Source organism: Brevibacillus sp. NPDC003359 (assembly GCF_042878995.1).
Lineage (GTDB): Bacteria > Bacillota > Bacilli > Brevibacillales > Brevibacillaceae > Brevibacillus.
On record NZ_JBIAOR010000001.1, the window covers coordinates 1,707,758 to 1,726,733 of the forward strand.

Annotated in this window: 15 protein-coding genes; 1 reads left to right on the plus strand and 14 read right to left on the minus strand. The window is 48.8% G+C overall.

All coding sequences use genetic code 11. The features are described 5' to 3' along the window. Nucleotides 1-61: 61 nt before the first annotated feature. The 14 genes from murA to ACFYU8_RS08010 form a co-directional block, all read right to left on the minus strand. Complete coding sequence (gene murA / locus ACFYU8_RS07945) at nucleotides 62-1,318, minus strand: UDP-N-acetylglucosamine 1-carboxyvinyltransferase (protein ID WP_376897566.1); 1,257 nt, start codon at nucleotides 1,316-1,318, stop codon at nucleotides 62-64. A gap of 15 nt (nucleotides 1,319-1,333) precedes the next feature. Then, nucleotides 1,334-2,239: a UDP-N-acetylmuramate dehydrogenase gene (gene murB, locus ACFYU8_RS07950; RefSeq protein WP_390294212.1), complete on the minus strand. Its 906-nt coding sequence runs from the start codon at nucleotides 2,237-2,239 to the stop codon at nucleotides 1,334-1,336. Between the two features lie 102 nt (nucleotides 2,240-2,341). Then, nucleotides 2,342-3,445, minus strand: a complete 1,104-nt coding sequence (murG, locus tag ACFYU8_RS07955; RefSeq protein ID WP_390294210.1) for an undecaprenyldiphospho-muramoylpentapeptide beta-N-acetylglucosaminyltransferase — start codon at nucleotides 3,443-3,445, stop codon at nucleotides 2,342-2,344. 78 nt (nucleotides 3,446-3,523) lie between these two features. Continuing rightward, on the minus strand, nucleotides 3,524-4,618 hold the full coding sequence (spoVE, locus tag ACFYU8_RS07960) for a stage V sporulation protein E (protein ID WP_390294208.1): 1,095 nt from the start codon (nucleotides 4,616-4,618) through the stop codon (nucleotides 3,524-3,526). 65 nt (nucleotides 4,619-4,683) lie between these two features. Then, nucleotides 4,684-6,048, minus strand: a complete 1,365-nt coding sequence (gene murD / locus ACFYU8_RS07965; protein WP_390294206.1) for a UDP-N-acetylmuramoyl-L-alanine--D-glutamate ligase — start codon at nucleotides 6,046-6,048, stop codon at nucleotides 4,684-4,686. Further along, nucleotides 6,045-7,016, minus strand: coding sequence for a phospho-N-acetylmuramoyl-pentapeptide-transferase (mraY, locus tag ACFYU8_RS07970; protein ID WP_390294204.1), 972 nt, complete (start codon nucleotides 7,014-7,016; stop codon nucleotides 6,045-6,047). The genes murD and mraY overlap by 4 nt, the downstream gene beginning before the upstream one ends. Nucleotides 7,017-7,058: 42 nt before the next feature. Next, nucleotides 7,059-8,537, minus strand: a complete 1,479-nt coding sequence (locus ACFYU8_RS07975) for a UDP-N-acetylmuramoyl-L-alanyl-D-glutamate--2,6-diaminopimelate ligase (protein WP_390294202.1) — start codon at nucleotides 8,535-8,537, stop codon at nucleotides 7,059-7,061. 152 nt (nucleotides 8,538-8,689) lie between these two features. After that, a complete protein-coding gene (locus ACFYU8_RS07980) occupies nucleotides 8,690-10,618 on the minus strand; it encodes a stage V sporulation protein D (RefSeq protein WP_390294200.1) in 1,929 nt (642 codons plus the stop codon). 64 nt (nucleotides 10,619-10,682) lie between these two features. Continuing rightward, the gene (locus tag ACFYU8_RS07985) at nucleotides 10,683-13,148 is read right to left on the minus strand and encodes a penicillin-binding protein (RefSeq protein WP_390294198.1); all 2,466 of its coding nucleotides are present in this window, start codon (nucleotides 13,146-13,148) and stop codon (nucleotides 10,683-10,685) included. A 167-nt stretch (nucleotides 13,149-13,315) separates the two neighbouring features. Next, nucleotides 13,316-13,729: a cell division protein FtsL gene (gene ftsL2 / locus ACFYU8_RS07990; RefSeq protein ID WP_390294196.1), complete on the minus strand. Its 414-nt coding sequence runs from the start codon at nucleotides 13,727-13,729 to the stop codon at nucleotides 13,316-13,318. Nucleotides 13,730-13,762: 33 nt separating this feature from the next. Beyond that, the gene (gene rsmH, locus ACFYU8_RS07995) at nucleotides 13,763-14,707 is read right to left on the minus strand and encodes a 16S rRNA (cytosine(1402)-N(4))-methyltransferase RsmH (RefSeq protein ID WP_390294194.1); all 945 of its coding nucleotides are present in this window, start codon (nucleotides 14,705-14,707) and stop codon (nucleotides 13,763-13,765) included. A gap of 17 nt (nucleotides 14,708-14,724) precedes the next feature. Beyond that, nucleotides 14,725-15,156: a division/cell wall cluster transcriptional repressor MraZ gene (gene mraZ, locus ACFYU8_RS08000; RefSeq protein ID WP_007717680.1), complete on the minus strand. Its 432-nt coding sequence runs from the start codon at nucleotides 15,154-15,156 to the stop codon at nucleotides 14,725-14,727. Between the two features lie 151 nt (nucleotides 15,157-15,307). Beyond that, nucleotides 15,308-16,567 (minus strand): adenosylhomocysteinase, encoded by a 1,260-nt coding sequence (locus tag ACFYU8_RS08005; protein WP_390294192.1) that lies wholly within the window; start codon nucleotides 16,565-16,567, stop codon nucleotides 15,308-15,310. Between the two features lie 83 nt (nucleotides 16,568-16,650). Further along, nucleotides 16,651-17,580, minus strand: coding sequence for a LysR family transcriptional regulator (locus ACFYU8_RS08010; RefSeq protein WP_390294190.1), 930 nt, complete (start codon nucleotides 17,578-17,580; stop codon nucleotides 16,651-16,653). Nucleotides 17,581-17,690: 110 nt separating this feature from the next. Between ACFYU8_RS08010 and ACFYU8_RS08015 the strand changes: the two genes are divergently transcribed. Further along, nucleotides 17,691-18,953, plus strand: coding sequence for an APC family permease (locus ACFYU8_RS08015; protein WP_390294188.1), 1,263 nt, complete (start codon nucleotides 17,691-17,693; stop codon nucleotides 18,951-18,953). Nucleotides 18,954-18,976: the final 23 nt, after the last annotated feature.

The following is an 18,976-nucleotide window of genomic DNA, read 5'->3' on the forward strand; positions in this document are numbered from 1 at the left end:
TAAATGTCATTAAACAAAACAGGGAAAGCGGCATAACATTATGCCGCCCACTCTCCCTCGGTTAAATCGATACTCGCGATATATCGGCTCCTAATTGACGTAACTGCTCTTCCAGCCGATCGTATCCGCGATCGATATGATGGATCTGGTTCACCGTGGTAATACCTTCTGCAGCAAGCCCTGCGAGTACTAAGGCAGCACCTGCTCGAAGATCTGTAGCTTCTACATTCGTAGCGGTCAATTTGTTGACACCCCGAATGATAGCGGAGCCAAGATCTACGTATATAGAGGCGCCCATTCGCGCCAATTCATTCACATGTTTGAATCTTCCTTCAAAAATGGTCTCTTTGATGACGCTTGTTCCCCTAGCCTGTGACAGAAACACCATCAGCTGCGCCTGCAAGTCGGTAGGAAACCCAGGGTATGGCGAGGTGATGATCCGGTCGTAGGCACGTGGACGGGAGGTGCTTTTGATTTCCATTATATCATGGCGGGTCTTGATTTCAACACCGCAGCTACGAGCGACCTCAATCAATGCCATCAATTGCTCAGGCAATGTATTCGTCAACTCGATATGTCCCTGTGAAATACCGACAGCCAGTAGATAGGTTCCTGTTACAATCCTGTCCGGTATGATCCGGTAACTGACGGAACGCAAGCGAGGTACACCACTGATTTCAATCGTATCGGTGCCTGCCCCTCTGATCCGCGCGCCCATTGCATTCAGGAAATTCTGGAGGTCGATGATTTCCGGTTCTCGCGCCGCATTACAAATTCGAGTCGTGCCTTTTGCCAGCACTGCCGCCATCATGATATTTTCCGTCGCGCCCACACTGGGGAAGGAAAGAAAGATATTGGACCCACGCAATTGTTTGGCCCGAAATGTAATGTAGCCTTCCGATTCTTCGATCTTGGCTCCAAGCGCAGTCAACCCAGCCAAGTGCAAATCAATCCTGCGCTCGCCAATGTCACATCCACCTGGCCTGGAAATCGTGACCTCACCCAGACGTGCCAGGAGTGGCCCCGCCAAAAAAATCGAAGATCGCATTTGGCTCATTAAATCATCCGGCACCTGCGGGACACAGACAGACGTTGTATCCAGATCGACACATCCGTCCTCATGCTTCGTATTCGCCCCAAGCAACGTCAAGATTTCGAGCATGACCTTAATATCTTTTAGATGGGGGACGTCATAGATATAGAACTGCCCTTCCGCGAGAACAGCAGCGGCAAGAATGGGAAGAGCAGCGTTCTTAGCACCTTGGATCCGAAGCGAACCGGACAGAGGTCTTCCGCCTTCGATCGCAAAAGTCTCCAAACTTTCACCTCCGTGTTACCCCTCGCCCACCACCAGGACTTCCGGATGCAGGTCAATCCCATTTTTCTCGAGAATAGTGCTCCGAACGTGATTAATCAAGGTGAGGACGTCGGCAGCCGTTGCTCCTCCGCAATTTACGATGAAGTTGGAGTGTTTTTCTGAAACCTGAGCTCCTCCGATGCGATAACCCTTCAGCCCAGCCGCCTCAATCAGACGACCTGCGTGGTCATTTGGCGGATTTCGGAACACGCTGCCGGCACACGGCATCTGCAGTGGCTGCGTATCGCGTCGTCGTTCCTTATTGGCAGCGAGCGTGGCCGCAATCTCCTCGCGGTCGCCCGTCCTCAATTGAAAACGGGCCTCTAGCACGATCCCTTTTTGCTTCTGCAAAAGAGAAGTCCGATAGCTAAAGCTCAGTTCCTCGTTACTCAACACTTTACTTTCGCCGTTTTCGAAAAGGATCTCGGCATCAATAAGAATACGTGAAAGATCAGATCCGTGTGCCCCCGCATTCATATAGACGGCGCCGCCTACCGTACCAGGAATTCCTCCTGCAAACTCCATACCTGTTAATCCCATCTTGCCTGTCTCCACCGCCAAGCGGATCATGGAATATCCGGCACCCACACACACCTCTTCGCCCCTGAACTCGCAGTGGCTTAAGCCCTCGGCCACTTTAAGCACGGCTCCACGTATCCCTCTGTCCCTCACCAGAAGGTTTGAACCGCGCCCGATTACGCTCCAAGGAATTTCATGACGATGGATGATCTGCAAGGCTTTTTGCAAGGATGCTTTATCCTTGGGTTGGATTAACAAATCAGCAGGACCCCCGATCCGCCACGTTGTATGATTAGCAAGGGGTTCATCGGTCCACACTTTTTCGATTCCTGCTTGCATGAGTTCATCTGCGATCTTTTTCATTTGTGAACCTCCTGATACGTTTGCTAGGTCGGACCTAGTCTTCTCACGTGTTTGCTCCATACTATGCGTCCGCCCAGATCGGCGTGACAATCGCCCATCTGATCATTTTTTTCTTGTAATCGCTTCTAATTGACGGACAATCTCCGTCGCAGCTTGCGGCATCCCCAAGGAAAGAGAACTGTTTTTCATCTCTTCCCATTTCGCTGGATTGGCAAGGATATTTTCCAAGGAAAGTAGCAAGCTCTGTCCGGTAAGCTCCCGCTCTACGATGACATGAGCTGCCCCCGCCCGTTCCAATCCCCTTGCATTTTTCTCTTGATGGTTATTCGTGACGTACGGGGACGGAATCAAGATCGAAGGCACACCTAGTGCCGTTATTTCTGCCAAGGTAGATGCCCCTGCACGACCAACCAATACATGCGTCGCCGCCAAAACATCCGGCATATTATGGACGAAAGGAAGCACAGAAATGTTACTTGGAAGTGTTCCCAGTTCATGAAGCTGTGCCGAAATCGTTTCAAAATGAACGTCGCCCGTCACATATACAAAATGAGTATCGGCATATTTGTCCAACTGCGTAACAACCGAAAGCACCGCCTCATTTATAGCGCGCGCTCCCCTGCTGCCGCCAAAGATTAGCACGATTTTTTTGTTGTTGTCCACGCCCAAAAAGCTACGACCCGCCTCTGCATTACCGTGCATGACTTCCGTTGCACGTGGATTTCCGGTCAGTACCGTTTTGGACGAGGGAAAATGGGCAAGCGATTCTTTGAACGAAACGGCTACCCGAGTAGCTGAACGAGAAAGAAACTTGTTGGTCAAGCCCGGCACTACGTTTTGCTCATGGATAAGAGTCGGAATCCCCAATCGCGAAGCTGCATATACGACTGGACCACATACGTAGCCACCCGTCCCAATTACGACATCCGGCTTGAATTCGCGCAGCATTTTCTTGGCATCGCCAACTGCCCGGACGAATTTCCACAAGGTCTTCAGGTTGTCCAACGACAACTTGCGTTTCAATCCGCTAATTTCCACCGCTTGGAATGGAATGTTTGATCTCGGAACCAATCCTGCTTCCAAGCCTTTTTTACTGCCAATATACAAAAAGGCAGCCTGCGGATTTTGGCGGGAAACTTCCCTCGCCACCGCAAGCGCCGGATAAATATGACCACCTGTGCCACCGCCTGTTAAGACGACACGCATACCTTCACACCCTTTTTTGAGAAGGGGTAGCAATAGACTGATTTCCTTGCTTATTGCCTACTCCCCTTGAGGTTTCTATTATCGAGAAAAACGAGAGATGTTCAACAAGACACCTACACCGGTGAGCATCAGGGTCAATGATGAGCCTCCGTAGCTTAAGAACGGCAACGTGATTCCTGTCACGGGAAACATCCCTGTCACAACACCGATATTGATGACCACCTGAATGGCAATCATCCCGATGATCCCTAGCGCAAGCAGGCTTCCGAACAAATCTGGAGCTGTAATCGCCGTCCGCATTCCCCTCCACAACAAGAGGAGGAAAAGCAGGAGAATGAGCGTGCCTCCGATAAAGCCCAGCTCCTCCGCGACAATCGAGAAAATAAAATCATTGTAAGGCTCAGGCAGGTACAAATGCTTTTGTCTGCTTTGCCCAAGACCAAGACCTAACAAACCGCCGGGACCTATTGCGTAAAGGGATTGGATGATTTGATAGCCGGTATTGAGCGGGTCAGACCACGGATCGAGGAAGGACGTAATCCTTTTGATTCGATAAGGAGCCGACAAAACCAAGCCGATGAAGCCGACAACTCCGATCATTCCCAATCCGACAAAATGGCTGATCCTCGCACCTGACGCAAAAATCATGACGACTGCTGTTCCCATCAAAACCGTCCCTGTACCCAAATCTGGTTGCAGCATGATCAAGCCAAAACACAGAACCGGGATTCCCAAGGCAGGCATAAGACCTTTTCGAAACAAGACAACTTGCTTCTGATTATCGGAGAGCCACTTCGCCAGGAATGCAACGACGCCAAGCTTCGCAAATTCACCTGGTTGAATTCCAAAGGCTCCAAAACCAAGCCAGCTTTTCGAACCATTTACTTCGATCCCGATGATCAGAACCAGAATCAACAGACCGATGCTCATCAGATACCCTGGCTTGGCCCATTGCTTCCACACCCAGTAGTCGATATTCATCGTAATGTACATGGATGTAATCCCTAACAGGGCGAAGATCAGTTGCCGTTTGGCAAAAAAATATGGATCGGAAAATGGTGGCTTTTGCGCTACGATCGCGCTGGCGCTGTACACCATCACGATGCCAATTCCCAATAAAAAAAGTGTTGCAAAAATAATTACGAAGTCGGGGGCAGAGCGTACCTTGCTCATTGTGCCAGGTCATCCTTTCTCATGCCGTCCCGCTTTTGTCGTATTCTTGATGGTGCAGTGGGACGTTATGCTAGGCTTGTATTAAGTCTATGCACGCCGTCCTTAAACATGCTCCCCCTTGTCTCAAACGAAGGAAACATGTCCCAACTCGCACAAGCAGGGCTCAGTAAGACCACATCACCTGATTCGGCCAACTGGGAAGCAGCAAGAACGGCTTTTTCCACAGTATCGACATGGATACGCTTATTAATCCCTGCCTCCCGAGCACGTTCCAGTAAAATCGGAGCCGTTTGCCCGAGAGCGATTACTGCTTTTACCCGATCTTGGATCACAGGCAGCAGCTCCCGAAAATCAACACCACGATCCAGCCCGCCGCAAATCCAGACGATTGGCTCCTTACATGCTTGCAAAGCGCGCGATGCCGCTTCCGGGTTGGTCGCTTTTGAATCATTGAAGTATTTGACACCACGAATTGAATCCACGAACTCCATCCGGTGCTCTACCCCTGGGAAGGTAGTCAGAACTTGTATGATCGATTGCTTGTCCACGCCCGCGAGCTTTGCAACAAGAATCGCTGCCAGTGCGTTGTCCAGATGCGGAACGGTAATGTCTGCGATCGCAACGATTGGCTCTGTATTTCCATTCCCATCTGCAAATAGGATCAAACCATCCTTGACAAAAGCTCCCTTTGGCACCTCTTGACTCTTGCTAAAATAGTAGATGGATGCAGGAAGGTCTTTGCATTTTTCTACGATCTCTGGTTGGTCATAAGGCAAAATAGCTGCGTCATCTGCCGTTTGGTTGGCAAACATTTTCAGTTTGGCTGCCAAATACTCTTCCATTGTGTGATGGTAATCCAGATGAGCAGGATACAGATTGAGCAAAACACCGATATGCGGGCGGAATTCCCTCGTCCCCATCAGTTGGAAGCTACTCAATTCGGCAACTAGCCATTCATCGGGACCCGCTTCCTCCGCCAGACCGCACAACACGGTACCAATGTTGCCTCCTACCTTCGCATCCAGACCCGCTTCTTTGAAAATCAGTCCGACGAGCGTAGTGGTCGTGGTCTTGCCATTGGAGCCTGTAATGCCGATAATCGGTGCCTTGGCAATCAGGGAGGCTAGCTCCACCTCCGTCACAACAGGAATGCCAAGTGCCTGCGCCTGCTTGACGGGTGCTGCTTCATACGGAATCCCCGGATTTTTGACCACTAGGGTTACCCCTTCATGAATCAGATCATCTGGGTGATAACCGCAAATGACTGGAATCCCCAACGATTCCAGCTCTTCTATACCCACTGCTTCTTCACGTGGCTTTTTATCATTTACGACGACATGAGCACCAAAGCGGTGTAGCAGTTTTGCCACTGCGACACCGCTCTTTGCCATACCAATTACGATGACATGCTTATCATGAAAACGCATCATCTGATTGTCACCACCTCAAGGTATACACCCAATCCAGCAAAAAACATACCGACGAGCCAGAACGTGACAACCACGCGCCACTCTGACCAGCCCGTTAATTCAAAATGATGATGCAGGGGACTCATGCGGAAAATACGCTTTCCACGTGTCTTAAAAGAGACTACCTGCATAATGACAGAAAGCGTCTCGACAACAAATACCCCACCGATAATAGCCAAAAGCAATTCCGTCTTGGTCATGATCGCAATTCCCGCCAGCGCTCCACCGAGTCCGAGTGAACCCGTATCGCCCATAAACACGCGTGCCGGATGTGCATTGAAGACGAGGAAACCAAGTACCGCACCTACAACAGCCGCACTAAAAATAGCGGTGTCATAATCTTGACCAAACCATGCGATGATCGCATAAGCACCAAAAGCGATTGCTCCCGTCCCTGCCAATAGTCCATCCAATCCATCTGTGATGTTAACGGCATTTGTTGTACCTACCAAGAGGAACAACAGGAATGGGAAGTAAAAATAGCCAAGCTCTAGCTTCCACGGTGTACCTGGCAGATGAATGGACGTGTCATGCCCCATCATGAGCAACAAAATGTAAGCGCCGATTGCCAAGACAATTTGACCAGCAAACTTTTGTTTGGCGGTTAACCCGAGGTTGCGTTTTTTCTTGATTTTGATGAAATCATCCAAAAAGCCGATTAAACCGTATCCAAGAGTCACCAGTAATAGGAAGTAAATTTCCATTTTTGCATTGGCAAACTTCAACACGGTAAATATGAGTGCCAAAAGAACGATGGTGCCTCCCATCGTGGGAGTTCCAGCCTTCTTAAAATGGGATTTCGGTCCTTCCTCACGAATTGCCTGCCCAAATTTCAGGCGGCGAAGGAAGGGAATAAACAATGGGCCAATGAGTACGGCGATGAGAAACGCAGCGACGATCGTGACGATCAGGACGTTGTCAACGAACATGCCCGAGCCTCCTTTCTTTCGATGCAGTGTGTTGCATCTGTTCTATTCTTGGTTGTACCGGGCAATCGCTTCGCGTGCAACTTCACGGTCATCGAAGGGCAACACCTGGTCTTTAATAATTTGATACGTTTCGTGTCCTTTTCCGGCGATCAAGATCACATCGTCCGGCTTTGCAAGCGAGACTGCATGTGCAATTGCTTCCCGTCGGTCAGTCAGTGCCGCATAACGATCGGGTGCCACTTCCGACAAGCCAGCCAGCATGTCATCAAGAATCGCCTGCGGCTCCTCCGAGCGCGGATTATCTGATGTTAAGACGGTCAGATCAGCATACTTCGTTGCAATTTGCGCCATAATTGGGCGTTTGGTTCGATCCCTGTCGCCTCCGCAGCCAACGATGCAAAATACGTTGCCACGGGCAAATTCCTTGACGGTCATCAATGCATTTTCCAAGCTGTCTGGCGTGTGGGAGTAGTCGACGAGTACCGCAAACGGCTGACCAGCATCTACTGCTTCAAATCGTCCATTTACGCCTGCTACTTCTTCCAGACTCACTTTGATTTCTTCTAGTGAAATACCTTCTGCGAGTGTAACCGCGATAGCTGCCAAAGCGTTATACACATTGAACTTTCCCATCAGCTTCAAGTTCAGACGCGCACTGCCAGCGAAGCTTTCCACTGTAAAGGAAGTTCCTTTGCTCGTTATTTCGATTTGTTTTGCCCTTACATCTGCTGGTTGATCGATGCCGTATGTAATGACTCGCGCAGGTGTAACGGTGGCATATAATTCGGACGCCTCATCATCCGCATTCAGTACAGCCGTTTTTAAGCGGTCTGTGTCGTAGCCGTTGCCCAGCTGGGAAAACAACAATGATTTGGCGTAGCGATAGTTTTCCATCGTTTTATGATAGTCGAGGTGATCCTGCGTCAGGTTGGTGAAAACCGCTGTATGGATTTCGCAACCGCGGACTCTTCCCAGTTCCAGAGCATGGGAGGAAACCTCAATAATCGCATAGTCTGTGTTCACATCGCACATGCGACGAAAGCTTCTTTGCAAATCTATGGCATCCGGAGTCGTATTTTTGACTTCCTCCGTTACGTCTCCAATTCTCATATGGATCGTGCCGATTAAGCCTGTTTGCTTGCTTTGATCGCGTAAAATTTTGTCGATCAAATGCGTAGTGGTCGTTTTGCCATTTGTCCCCGTTACGCCAATGACTTTTACTTCTTTTGTGGGAGATCCGAAAATACGATCAGCCAGCATAGCCATTGCCCGCCGGGTATCCGGTACTTTGACAATAGTCGCTGGCACGTCCAGATCTTGTTCGGATAACACGGCAACGGCACCATTTTTCACCGCCTGGGCCGCGAACGTATGTCCATCCACGGTATATCCAGTCAGACAGACAAACAAGTAGCCGGGCTTTACCTGGCGCGAGTCTGCTGTCAAACCCGTAATCTCCATGCTGTCATCCCCCGAAACCGTTACTGGCAACAAAGGCATGAGCAGATCCCGTAGAAACATGAAACAGGCACCCCATTCTCCAACTAGTATAGACAGAAATTTGAACATTTGTACTTGGCTACGCCGATCATTTAGGCGCAGTCTTGACGAGCAAAGGCAGAGCGAACGTAGACAAGCCTACTCCCCTCCGCCTTCGAAATCTCATTTTAAAGCTAATTGGTCAATTTGTCACCAAGGTATATGCGAATTTTTCCGCCCTCATCAATTTTTATTCCGGGTGCAGGGGACTGCTGGATGACGTACTGACCTTTACCTGAAACGACTAACGGCAGAGTATCATATGTTGTCACTACGTCTCTCATGGATTGTCCGACCATGTTTGGCACTTCGATTGGCGCCCTTTCTCCAAGAGCTTTGTTAATTTCCTTGGGGATGCCATCTTTTCGTTTGGGTACATTCAAATGTTGAAGGGAAGATTCCATAATACTTTTTACACTCGGGGCAGCGATCAATCCACCAAATGCCAGTGCTTTCGGATTGTCTACGGCGAAGTATACGACGATTTGCGGATCATCAGCCGGCGCAAAACCGATAAACGACACGATGTATTCCCCATCGACGTAACGACCATTTTTTACCTTTTGCGCTGTTCCCGTCTTTCCTCCTACCCGATACCCTTCAATATATGCCTTATTACCCGTTCCTTGAGCAACTACACTTTCCAGCGCATGCCGAACTTTGGCTGAAGTCTCCTCGGTAATCACCTGTCGAACTTCTGTCGGCAAGGTTCTTGCCACGACATCGTGTGTCACACTATCCCGCCATTCTTTGGCGACAAACGGCTTCATGAGCTTGCCACCATTGATAGTGGCTGAGACTGCGGCCATTTGTTGAATCGGCGTTACCGATACCCCTTGACCGAAAGAAGTTGTCCCAAGCTCTACGGGTCCCACTTTTTTCAAGTTGAATAACAGCCCATTTTCTTCGCCGATCAAATCGATTCCTGTCTTCTGTCCGAAGCCAAATTTTTTGATGTAGTCAAAAAGTCGTTCTTTTTGCAGTCGCTGGCCCATCGTAACAAAGCCAGGGTTACAAGAATTCTCCACCACTTCTAACATCGTTTCCTGTCCATGCCCCTGCCGCTTCCAGCATCGCAATCGCTTACCTGCCACGTTGATGAATCCCGGATCGTAAAAGCCCTCGTTTAGATTGATGACACCTTCATTTAAAGCGGCTGCCAGGGTCACAATCTTGAAAGTGGAACCAGGCTCGTATGTTTTCCAAATGGGGAGATTTCGATTGTACACCTCTGAAGGATAGTCCCTGTACTCATCCGGTTGGAAAGTCGGCCGGCTGCCCATCCCCAATATTTCCCCTGTCTTCGGATTCATGGCGATGGCCAGAACATCATCAGGCTGATAAGCAACCACCGCCTGATCCAGCTCGCGTTCGATAAACGATTGGATGGTACTATCGAGTGTTAGATACATGTCCATGCCATTTACGGGTGCGACGTAGTCTTCAGTTCCACCTGGCAGTACACGTCCTTTGGCATCGGACGGAAACGAGATATGGCCATCGGTACCCATCAAGAAGGGATCGTAGATTTTTTCCAGACCTGTCAACCCTTGATTATCAATACCTGTGAAACCAAGAATATGGGCAGCCATATTTCCGTTCGGGTAAAAACGCTTCGTATCCCCTGCTAAGTATATACCGGGCATGTTCAGTTCTTGTATTTTTCTCGCCTTTTCAAGAGATAGTTTTCTCCCGCCTGGAATCTGGTTGTTGCTCATTTCTTTTTTCGTAATGGCACGAAATACATCTTCTTCTTTTTGCTCCAAAATGATGGCGAGCTGTCTCGCTGTTTCTCTAGGGTCCTTGATCTGCGCCCCTACCGATACCAGTGTGGGGACGGTCATATTCGTCACGAGCTCATTGCCGCTTCTGTCTAGAATGCGACCGCGATTGGGTTGAAATTTAATTTCCCGTTTGAGCAGTTCATCTGACATTTGCGAGAGTTTCGGCCCTTCTATCAATTGAACATAACCCAATCGGGTGACAAGCGCCGAATACAGAACCACTCCTATAATCAAGATGATAAAAATGCGACGGCGTACAGTAGCATTGGATACCCGCAAAGCGAGTCCCCCCTCGAATAGGTTGTCTCTTCTTAACCTTATTCGCAGGGGGGACTAGTTAGAACTATGGGGTTGTCGGTGTTTGCGGTGTTTGGTCTCCCGGTTTGTCAGGAGGAGGTGCCTGTCCAGATGCTGGCGGCTGTGCTTCTCCAACTTGCCAAGTTTGCTGACCGGAAGATGGCGGAGCCGGATTATTTCCACCTGTTGGATTTGTAGTAGGATTCGACACCGGATTGTTTGGCGTCGTTGTAGAAGGCACTGTGCCGCCCTCCTGACCTGGAGATGGTGTTGTCGGTACAGGTGGTTCCGACACGGATTGCAGTGTCACCTGAAGCAACTCTGTACCCTGAAGCAGTGTTCCCGGAGGAATGCTTTGCTGGGTGACGAAGCCAGTTCCAGTCGATTTCATTTCGAGATTGATCAAAGAGCTGAACTCCATGACGTCACGCAATGATTTTCCTTTGAAATCAGGCATCTTCGTTCCTTTGACCCTGTCTGTTACGAGGATGATCTGTTCACCCAGAACAACCTGTTCATAGGCTTCCGGATACTGTTTGACGATTTTCGTACCTGTCCCGGCTACCGTGACTGTCAAACCGTCCTGCTTTGCCCGCAATTGCGCGGCTGTCGTGGACATCCCATCAAACTTAGGCAATGTCTTCGGTGTAGCAGGTGAGGATGCCAGTGCTGCCTGCGTTGCTTTTTTCGGCGTCGTCTTTTCATTCTTTTTGACTACCGACAGATCAGGCTGCTGCTGCAAATATTGCAGACTACGTTCCATAATGGATTTAAACATTGGCGCGAGCATCATTTGTCCCCACAATGCATACCAGGCATCTGTTTGCGGATCATCAATAACGACATAAACCAACAGCTTTGGATTGTCTTTTGGCGCAAAACCGATGAAGGAAACAACGTAACGACCATCCATAATTTTTCCGGTGTTGGGATCATATTTCTGTGCAGTTCCCGTCTTTCCCGCTACCTGGTACCCTTCGATCTGATATTGCAAACCGGTCCCGGGCTTCTCGGAGACAACCTTACCCAAAATGTCGCGTGTCTGCTTGGCAGTCGCTTCACTTACAACCCGCCCCGCAACCTCTCGTTGCGTGCGATTGACGACTGCTCCCGTGTGAGGATCGCGCATTTCTTTTAAAATATGTGGTTTAAGGAGCTCTCCTCCATTCGCGATTGCCCCTACAGCGGCAACCTGCTGAATCGCCGTGACCGTCGCTGCTTGTCCATACGTTGTTGCAGCCCAGTCACGCGGTGATCGAGGTTTTTCCAGGTTGATCAGACTTCCTTTTTTCTCGTAGGGAAGCTCTATTCCGGTTACTTCACCCATCCCGAATTTTTTGAAGTATTTCTTCAGACCTTCCAGCTTCAACCGTTCATAACCCAACTTCACGAACAATACGTTACTGGATCGCTGAACCCCTTCCAAAAAGGTGATCTTTCCCCAACCGGCACCATTGTTGTGGTCGCGGATCGGAATCTGCCCCTTGATGGTATAAGCACCTGATTGATAGGTTTCATTCTGATTAAACATTTTTTCTTCAATCGCTGCTGCCAGCGTAATAATCTTAAAGGTAGAGCCCGGCTCAAACATCGTAGTGACAGCATGGTTATTATAATTTTCAATCCCGTTGTAGTACGTATTGGGATTAAACTGCGAGCGGTTGCCCATGGCCAAGACATCACCGGTTTGCGGGTCGGCTACAATGACCGTCATACCCTTCGGCTTGTACTGCTGCTCCACCTTGTCAAGCGCTTGTTCTACATAATTCTGGATTTGCCGGTCAATTGTCAGATAAACATCTAAACCATCCTTTGCCGGAATGTACTCCCCTTCTCCGTCTGGCAGCTGGTAGCCTGCGCGATCCTTTTGGTAGGCAATATTTCCCTTTTTTCCAGCCAATTCTTCGTTCAATTGTAGCTCGATCCCCATTTTCGGTTCATCATACAAATCAAGATAACCGATCACATGGGAAGCGAAGGCGTTATTCGGATAAACCCGGCGAGTCGTTTCAGTCAAATAGATGCCTGGGAGCTGATTCTTTTTGAGCTTCTCACCGCTTGGCAGTGTCGGATATTGCAAATTCAGAATGCGGTTTCTCTGCTCTTCACTGATCTTTAGCCCGTAGCGTCCCAATTCCACTACTTTACTTGATTTGGTCAAATTCTTTACCAATTCTTGAACAGGCGCATTCAAAATAGGAGCCAGCATATTCGCTGTGTAGTAAGGGTCTTTCACCACATCTTCGTCTCTCGCATCAAGTGGCTTCAGCCTTGCATTTACCGTGTATGCCTTACCATCATACGCCAAAATCTCTCCGTTTCGATCATAGATCGCTCCACGCTTCGGCTTCAAAACATGTTCCCGGTCCCACTGCTTTTGTGCAGTTTCCATGATTCTGGCAGCCTCTGCTGTTTGGATCCAATAAATTCGAAAGCTCAACGTCGAAAAGGTCAAGATCAGGCATAAGGCTACCACGAGAATCCGCCAATTTACTTTTCGTTTCCATTCCATCTCCATTCCATCTCCATTCAACTCCATCGCATCAAAGATCGCGCTCTCCCTAACCAAGCTGCTGTAGAATGTATGCCTTTTCGGGAGTCGAACGCATACTAGCCGAGTCAGGAGCAGACTCGGGCCCAGCTAAGAAAAAATGTTACCGCACGTGAGAGCAGTAACATTTAAGGTTTTTGGGGTTGTGTTTGCGGCAGAGAACTCGCTTGTACTTCTGGTTTCCCAATCGTATGTACAGCTGCTGGATTGTATACCATCCCCTGCTTCTCTGCTTCTTTTTGCAGGCGATCCCGGTTGGTCATTTGCTCAATTTGCAATTTCAACGTTGCACTTTTTTCTGCCGTCACACGGTTTTCATGTTTGGTGCTTTGAATTTCATAATTCAACTGGGAAATTTGCGAGTAGCGGACACCCACTAGACCCAAGCCGACGACGGTTAACGAGATAAATAAGAGATACAGCAATTTTTCTCCGGTCGGAATCGTTGGCTTGATTCGAACCGTGCGTTTTGTTGTTTTCGTTACAGAGCGGGATTGTTGTTCCAACTCCATAGCTAGATTTCCTCGGTAGTAATAACTCATCGCTTCTCCCTCCCCTTTCTCGTCGATCCCGGTCTACAGCTTCTCTGCTACCCGTAGTTTAGCTGATCGTGCACGTTTATTCGCTTCTAGTTCTTCTTCTGATGGCAAAATCGGCTTCTTTGTAATCACTTTTACAACAGCTTTATTTCCGCATGTGCAAATTGGAAAGGCTGGCGGGCATGTGCACCCTTTTGAAAAGTCTTGATAAATTTGTTTGCAGATTCTGTCCTCTAGTGAATGAAACGTGATGACACTTACGCGACCATCTGGATTCAAAACCTCAACAGCATCGACGACGGCCTCTTTGAATGCGTCTAATTCATCATTGACTGCGATCCGAATTGCCTGAAAGGTACGCTTCGCCGGATGGGGTCCGGTACGGCGCGCAGCGGCAGGAATTCCTTCCTTAATCAACTCAACCAATTCACCAGTTGTTTTGATCGGCTGCTTCTTCCGTTGTTGAACGATTTGCCGGGCAATTCGCCGGGAAAATTTCTCTTCTCCGTACAGCCAAATAATCTTGGCAATCTCTTCTTCTTCCCACTCATTGATAATGTCATAGGCGGATAACGGAGCCTGTTGGTCCATTCTCATATCCAGAGGCGCATCAGCATTGTAGCTGAAGCCACGCTCTCCCTCATCCAACTGCGGAGAGGATACCCCAAGGTCAAACAAAATCCCGTCTACGCCAGTCAAACCTAGATCTCTCACAATGTCTTTGATATGGCGAAAGTTGCTCTTTACCAGCGTGACTCTATCCATATAGGAAGCGAGTCTTTCGCGGGCATTATCCAGCGCCCAATCGTCCTGATCGATGGCGATAAGTCGACCGCCCTCCGTCAGCTTGGAAGCAATCAAACTGCTATGACCTGCTCCACCGAGTGTACAGTCTACATAAATGCCGCCGGGACGAATGTTTAGCCCTTGGACAGCCTCTTCCATCAAAACCGTTACGTGATGAAACGACAATGTCGTCACTCCTGTTCTTCTCGCTGCTACAAATTAAAATCAACCAGTTTTTCGGCAATTTCTCCAAAAGAGCCTTCTGACTGGGCAAAATAATCTTCCCAGCGTTCCTTGCTCCATACCTCTACACGGTTTGACACCCCGATGATCACACATTCTTTTTGCATGCCTGCATGCTCACGTAAATTGGGTGGTATGTTTACCCTTCCCTGCTTGTCCCACTCGCATTCGGTGGCACCTGAAAAGAAAAATCGTGTAAATGCGCGAGCATCTGCTTTTGTAAATGGGAGAGACTTGAGTCTTTCCTCTAGTTGCTTCCACTCATCTTGCGGATAAGCAAACAAACATTGGTCCAGCCCGCGGGTAATGACAAAGGAAGTGCCTAGCCCTTCACGGAATTTGGCTGGGATCGTCAGGCGGCCTTTTTCGTCGATGCTGTGTTGATATTCCCCCATGAACACGCCCTGGTCCCCCACTTTCCTGTCGGCTGGCTCCACTTTCCCCCACTTTTCCCCACCTAGTACCTATTTGTTATTATAAAAAAAAATCCTGCGTTTGTATGCAGGATTTTTTCGCATATTTTTTTGCCGGGAAAAGACGGGATTCGAGGTACTATTCGACCCAGCTTTCCAGGTAGGATTTTTGCTCATCTGTCAATTTGTCGATTCCGATGTTCAGGGCTTCCAATTTGTATTGAGCTACCATTTGATCCAACTCGAATGGTACGTTCAGCACTTTTTTGCCAATGGTTTTGTACTGTTCATTGACATAAGCCAAGGATACCGCTTGCAGCGCAAATGTCATATCCATGATCTCAGCCGGGTGTCCGTCGCCAGCAGCCAAGTTCACGAGGCGGCCTTCTGCGAGCAGATACACTTTTCGACCGTCAGTCAAGACAAATTCTTCAATATCTTTACGCACAATACGGGAGGATGTCGACATTGCATTCAAATCGACCTTGTTTACTTCGACATCGAAGTGACCCGCGTTGGACAAGATTGCGCCATCTTTCATCACAGCAAAATGCTCTTTGCTGATGATATCGCGGTTACCTGTCACTGTTACGAAGTAGTCACCGTGCTTCGCAGCTTCGAGCATTGGCATTACTTCAAATCCATCCATGTAAGCTTCTACTGCTTTGATTGGATCGATTTCGGTTACGATGACTTTTGCGCCCAAGCCTTTTGCACGCATCGCTACACCTTTACCGCACCAGCCATAGCCCGCTACCACAACGGTTTTACCGGCTACTACGAGGTTCGTTGTACGGTTGATACCATCCCATACGGATTGACCCGTACCATAACGGTTATCGAACAAGTATTTGCAGAATGCATCGTTTACGGCAACCATCGGGAATTCCAGCTTGCCTTCTTTTTCCAACGCTTTCAGACGCAGAATACCTGTTGTCGTTTCTTCTGCACCACCACGCACTTGAGACAACAGATCACGGCGCTCGCTGTGCAAAATGGTGATCAGGTCGCCACCGTCGTCAATGATCAGGTCAGGACGAGTTTCCAGTGTTTTGATCAGGTGATCTTTGTACTCAGCAGGATCTGGATTGTATTTCGCAAATACGCGAATGCCGTCTTCCACCAACGCTGCACAAATGTCATCTTGCGTGGACAGCGGGTTGGAACCGGTAATGGTTACTTCAGCGCCACCAGCTTGAACTACTTTTGCCAGATAAGCTGTTTTCGCTTCCAAGTGCAAGGAGATCGCAACTTTCAATCCTGCAAACGGCTGCTCTTTTTCAAAGCGCTCGCGAATGCGGTTCAAGACAGGCATGTGTTCTTTTACCCAATCAATCTTCAGATGGCCGTTGTGCGCCAACGCCATATCTTTTACGATGCTTTCAGATACTGTGTTCATGTACGGATGGACCTCCTTTTATCTCATAAAGCAACCTTGTCTATCATATCATACGAAAGTTTAACCATCATCAGTTTTTCCAATTATTTTCCTGTCATCGGCAGTTTTCGCTCTGCTGTTTCTACCGTAAGCAGCTCCAAAAAGCGTAACAAAGCCTGTGGCATCCATTTCTTTTTATGGTAGACCAACTGCCGGAAAACACGGATATCCGGATGGGAAAACGAGAGTATCACAAGTGTACCATTTTTTACTTCTTCTTGTACGACAATTTTCGGAAGCAACGCAATTCCTAAATCATAAGCAACACATTGTTTTATCGCTTCCAGACTGCCAAATTCAAAAGAAGATTCTACGGTGGCTCCTGCTTCACGCAACACCGATTCCATCATCCCTCGGTAACTGCATCCCTTTTCCGTAAAAATCCAGGTTTCCCCGCTAAAATCGTGAGTTTCTACCTTCTCTTTTTTCACAAGCGAATGGGTAGGCGCTGCAACAACAACTAGTTTTTCCTCACCTAAAACGACATTTGTTAGCTCAGATTGATCTTGGAGCCAATCGAGCACAAAGGCGAAGTCGAACTTCCCTTCCTTTACCCCCTGTCTCAAGTCTTGACAGATGCCCGGTGCAAGCATGATCCGCATACGCGGCTGCTCCAAGCGAAATTTTTGCAAATAAGGCGGTAAATAAAAGGCTGCCAGTGACTCCACTGTTCCGATACTCAGTGTTCCTGCAAGATGTGCTTGTTCTGACAGATTCGCTTTCGCCTCGTCTAATACAGCTTGCAGCTGTTCGCTGTAGCTAAGAAGCACTTCGCCTGCGTGGGTAAGCCTGATTTTTTTGCCCCAACGCTCGAATAGGCTGACACCGAACTCCGATTCCAGATTTTGAATTTGGGTCGTCACACTTGATTGCGCGTAGCCTAAAATTTCTGCTGCACGAGTAAAGCTCTGGCACTTTGCTACTTCACGGAATGTTTGCAAATATCGAGTATCCAGATTTCTCCCTCTTTTCATCGGAAAAATCGATTTCAATTATCTAATATTATAGATAACTCCGATAATTAAGTCTATGCTACACTTCAGTTACCAACGACAAGGTAAGAAAAAAAGCGAGGGATCTACCAATGGGGAAATTATCCACGCAAGCCCCTGGCCTAGCCAAAACACTGCGACTTCCGCAAATCGTCGCCTTATACATCGGGGCGGTGATCGGTTCCGGAGTGCTGCTCATCCCCGGACTCGCAGCCGAAAAGGCAGGTCCTGCTTCCATTTTAGCTTGGCTCGTCATGTCTATTCTTGTCCTGCCCATGGCTGTTACGATGGGGCTGTTATCTGCTCGTTATCCGAGCTCAGGTGGAGTCTCTACATTTGTGCGGACAGCGTACGGAGATCGATTCGGAAACATGGTGGGCTGGTTCTTTCTTTTGTCTGTCCCGATTGGCGCACCTATTCTGAGTGTGACAGGGGCCAACTACATTGCGATCCTGCTGAACTGGGGTGAGTCGCAAGTTTATGCGACTGCTGCTCTGCTTCTTCTCGCTGTCCTTGTGATGAATGTTGTAGGCTTGCATGTAGCTGCACGTGTCCAAACGATTGTTGTCTCGCTGATTATCACGATTTTGATTTTGGCCGTTGTCGCAAGCATTCCACATGCATCTGTCAATCACTTTACCCCTTTTATGCCTAACGGTTGGTTGAGTGTCGTGCAAGCAGCAGGTCTGATGTTTTGGTGCTTCATTGGGTGGGAAGCTGTGACGCATCTCTCAGAGGAATTCGTCGATCCTGCGAAAAACGCGATTCGCGGTGTTTTGTGGAGTGCGGGAATCGTCGCTCTCTTGTATTTTGCCGTAGCCTTTATGACTGTGGCTACGCATAGCTACGGGATCGGCATCTCCGCTGCCTCGCTCAGTGTCATGGTTCAACTCTCTCTGGGGTCAATCGGCGGATGGATTGTAGCCGTAACTGCCTTGTTCATTTGTATCGCAACAGCCAACGCTTACATCGGAGCTGCTTCACGCATCGCTTACTCGTTGGCGCAAGAAAAGATCGCTCCTCGCTGGTTTGGTACCCTCCATGCCAAGTACCGGACACCAACAGGCGGCCTTCTGTTTCTCTCTCTTTGTTTTGTCGTCGTTCTGGGCGTTCTGTACTTCGACGTGATCGACTTGTCCAGACTCATCGAACTTCCCAATGCAACCTTTTTTACGACTTACATTGGCGGTTGTCTGGCTGGGGTCCGACTCTTGCGCCACAGCCGCGTAGGCCGAATCGCTTCCTGGACTTCTCTCGTATGTACAGTAGGACTTTATCCTTTTTTGGGATGGTCCACTCTCTATCCCCTCGTGATTGCACTCGTCCTTTTTATCTGGCAAAAACGTCATGCCTGACACGCAAAAAGGCTGGGTAATTG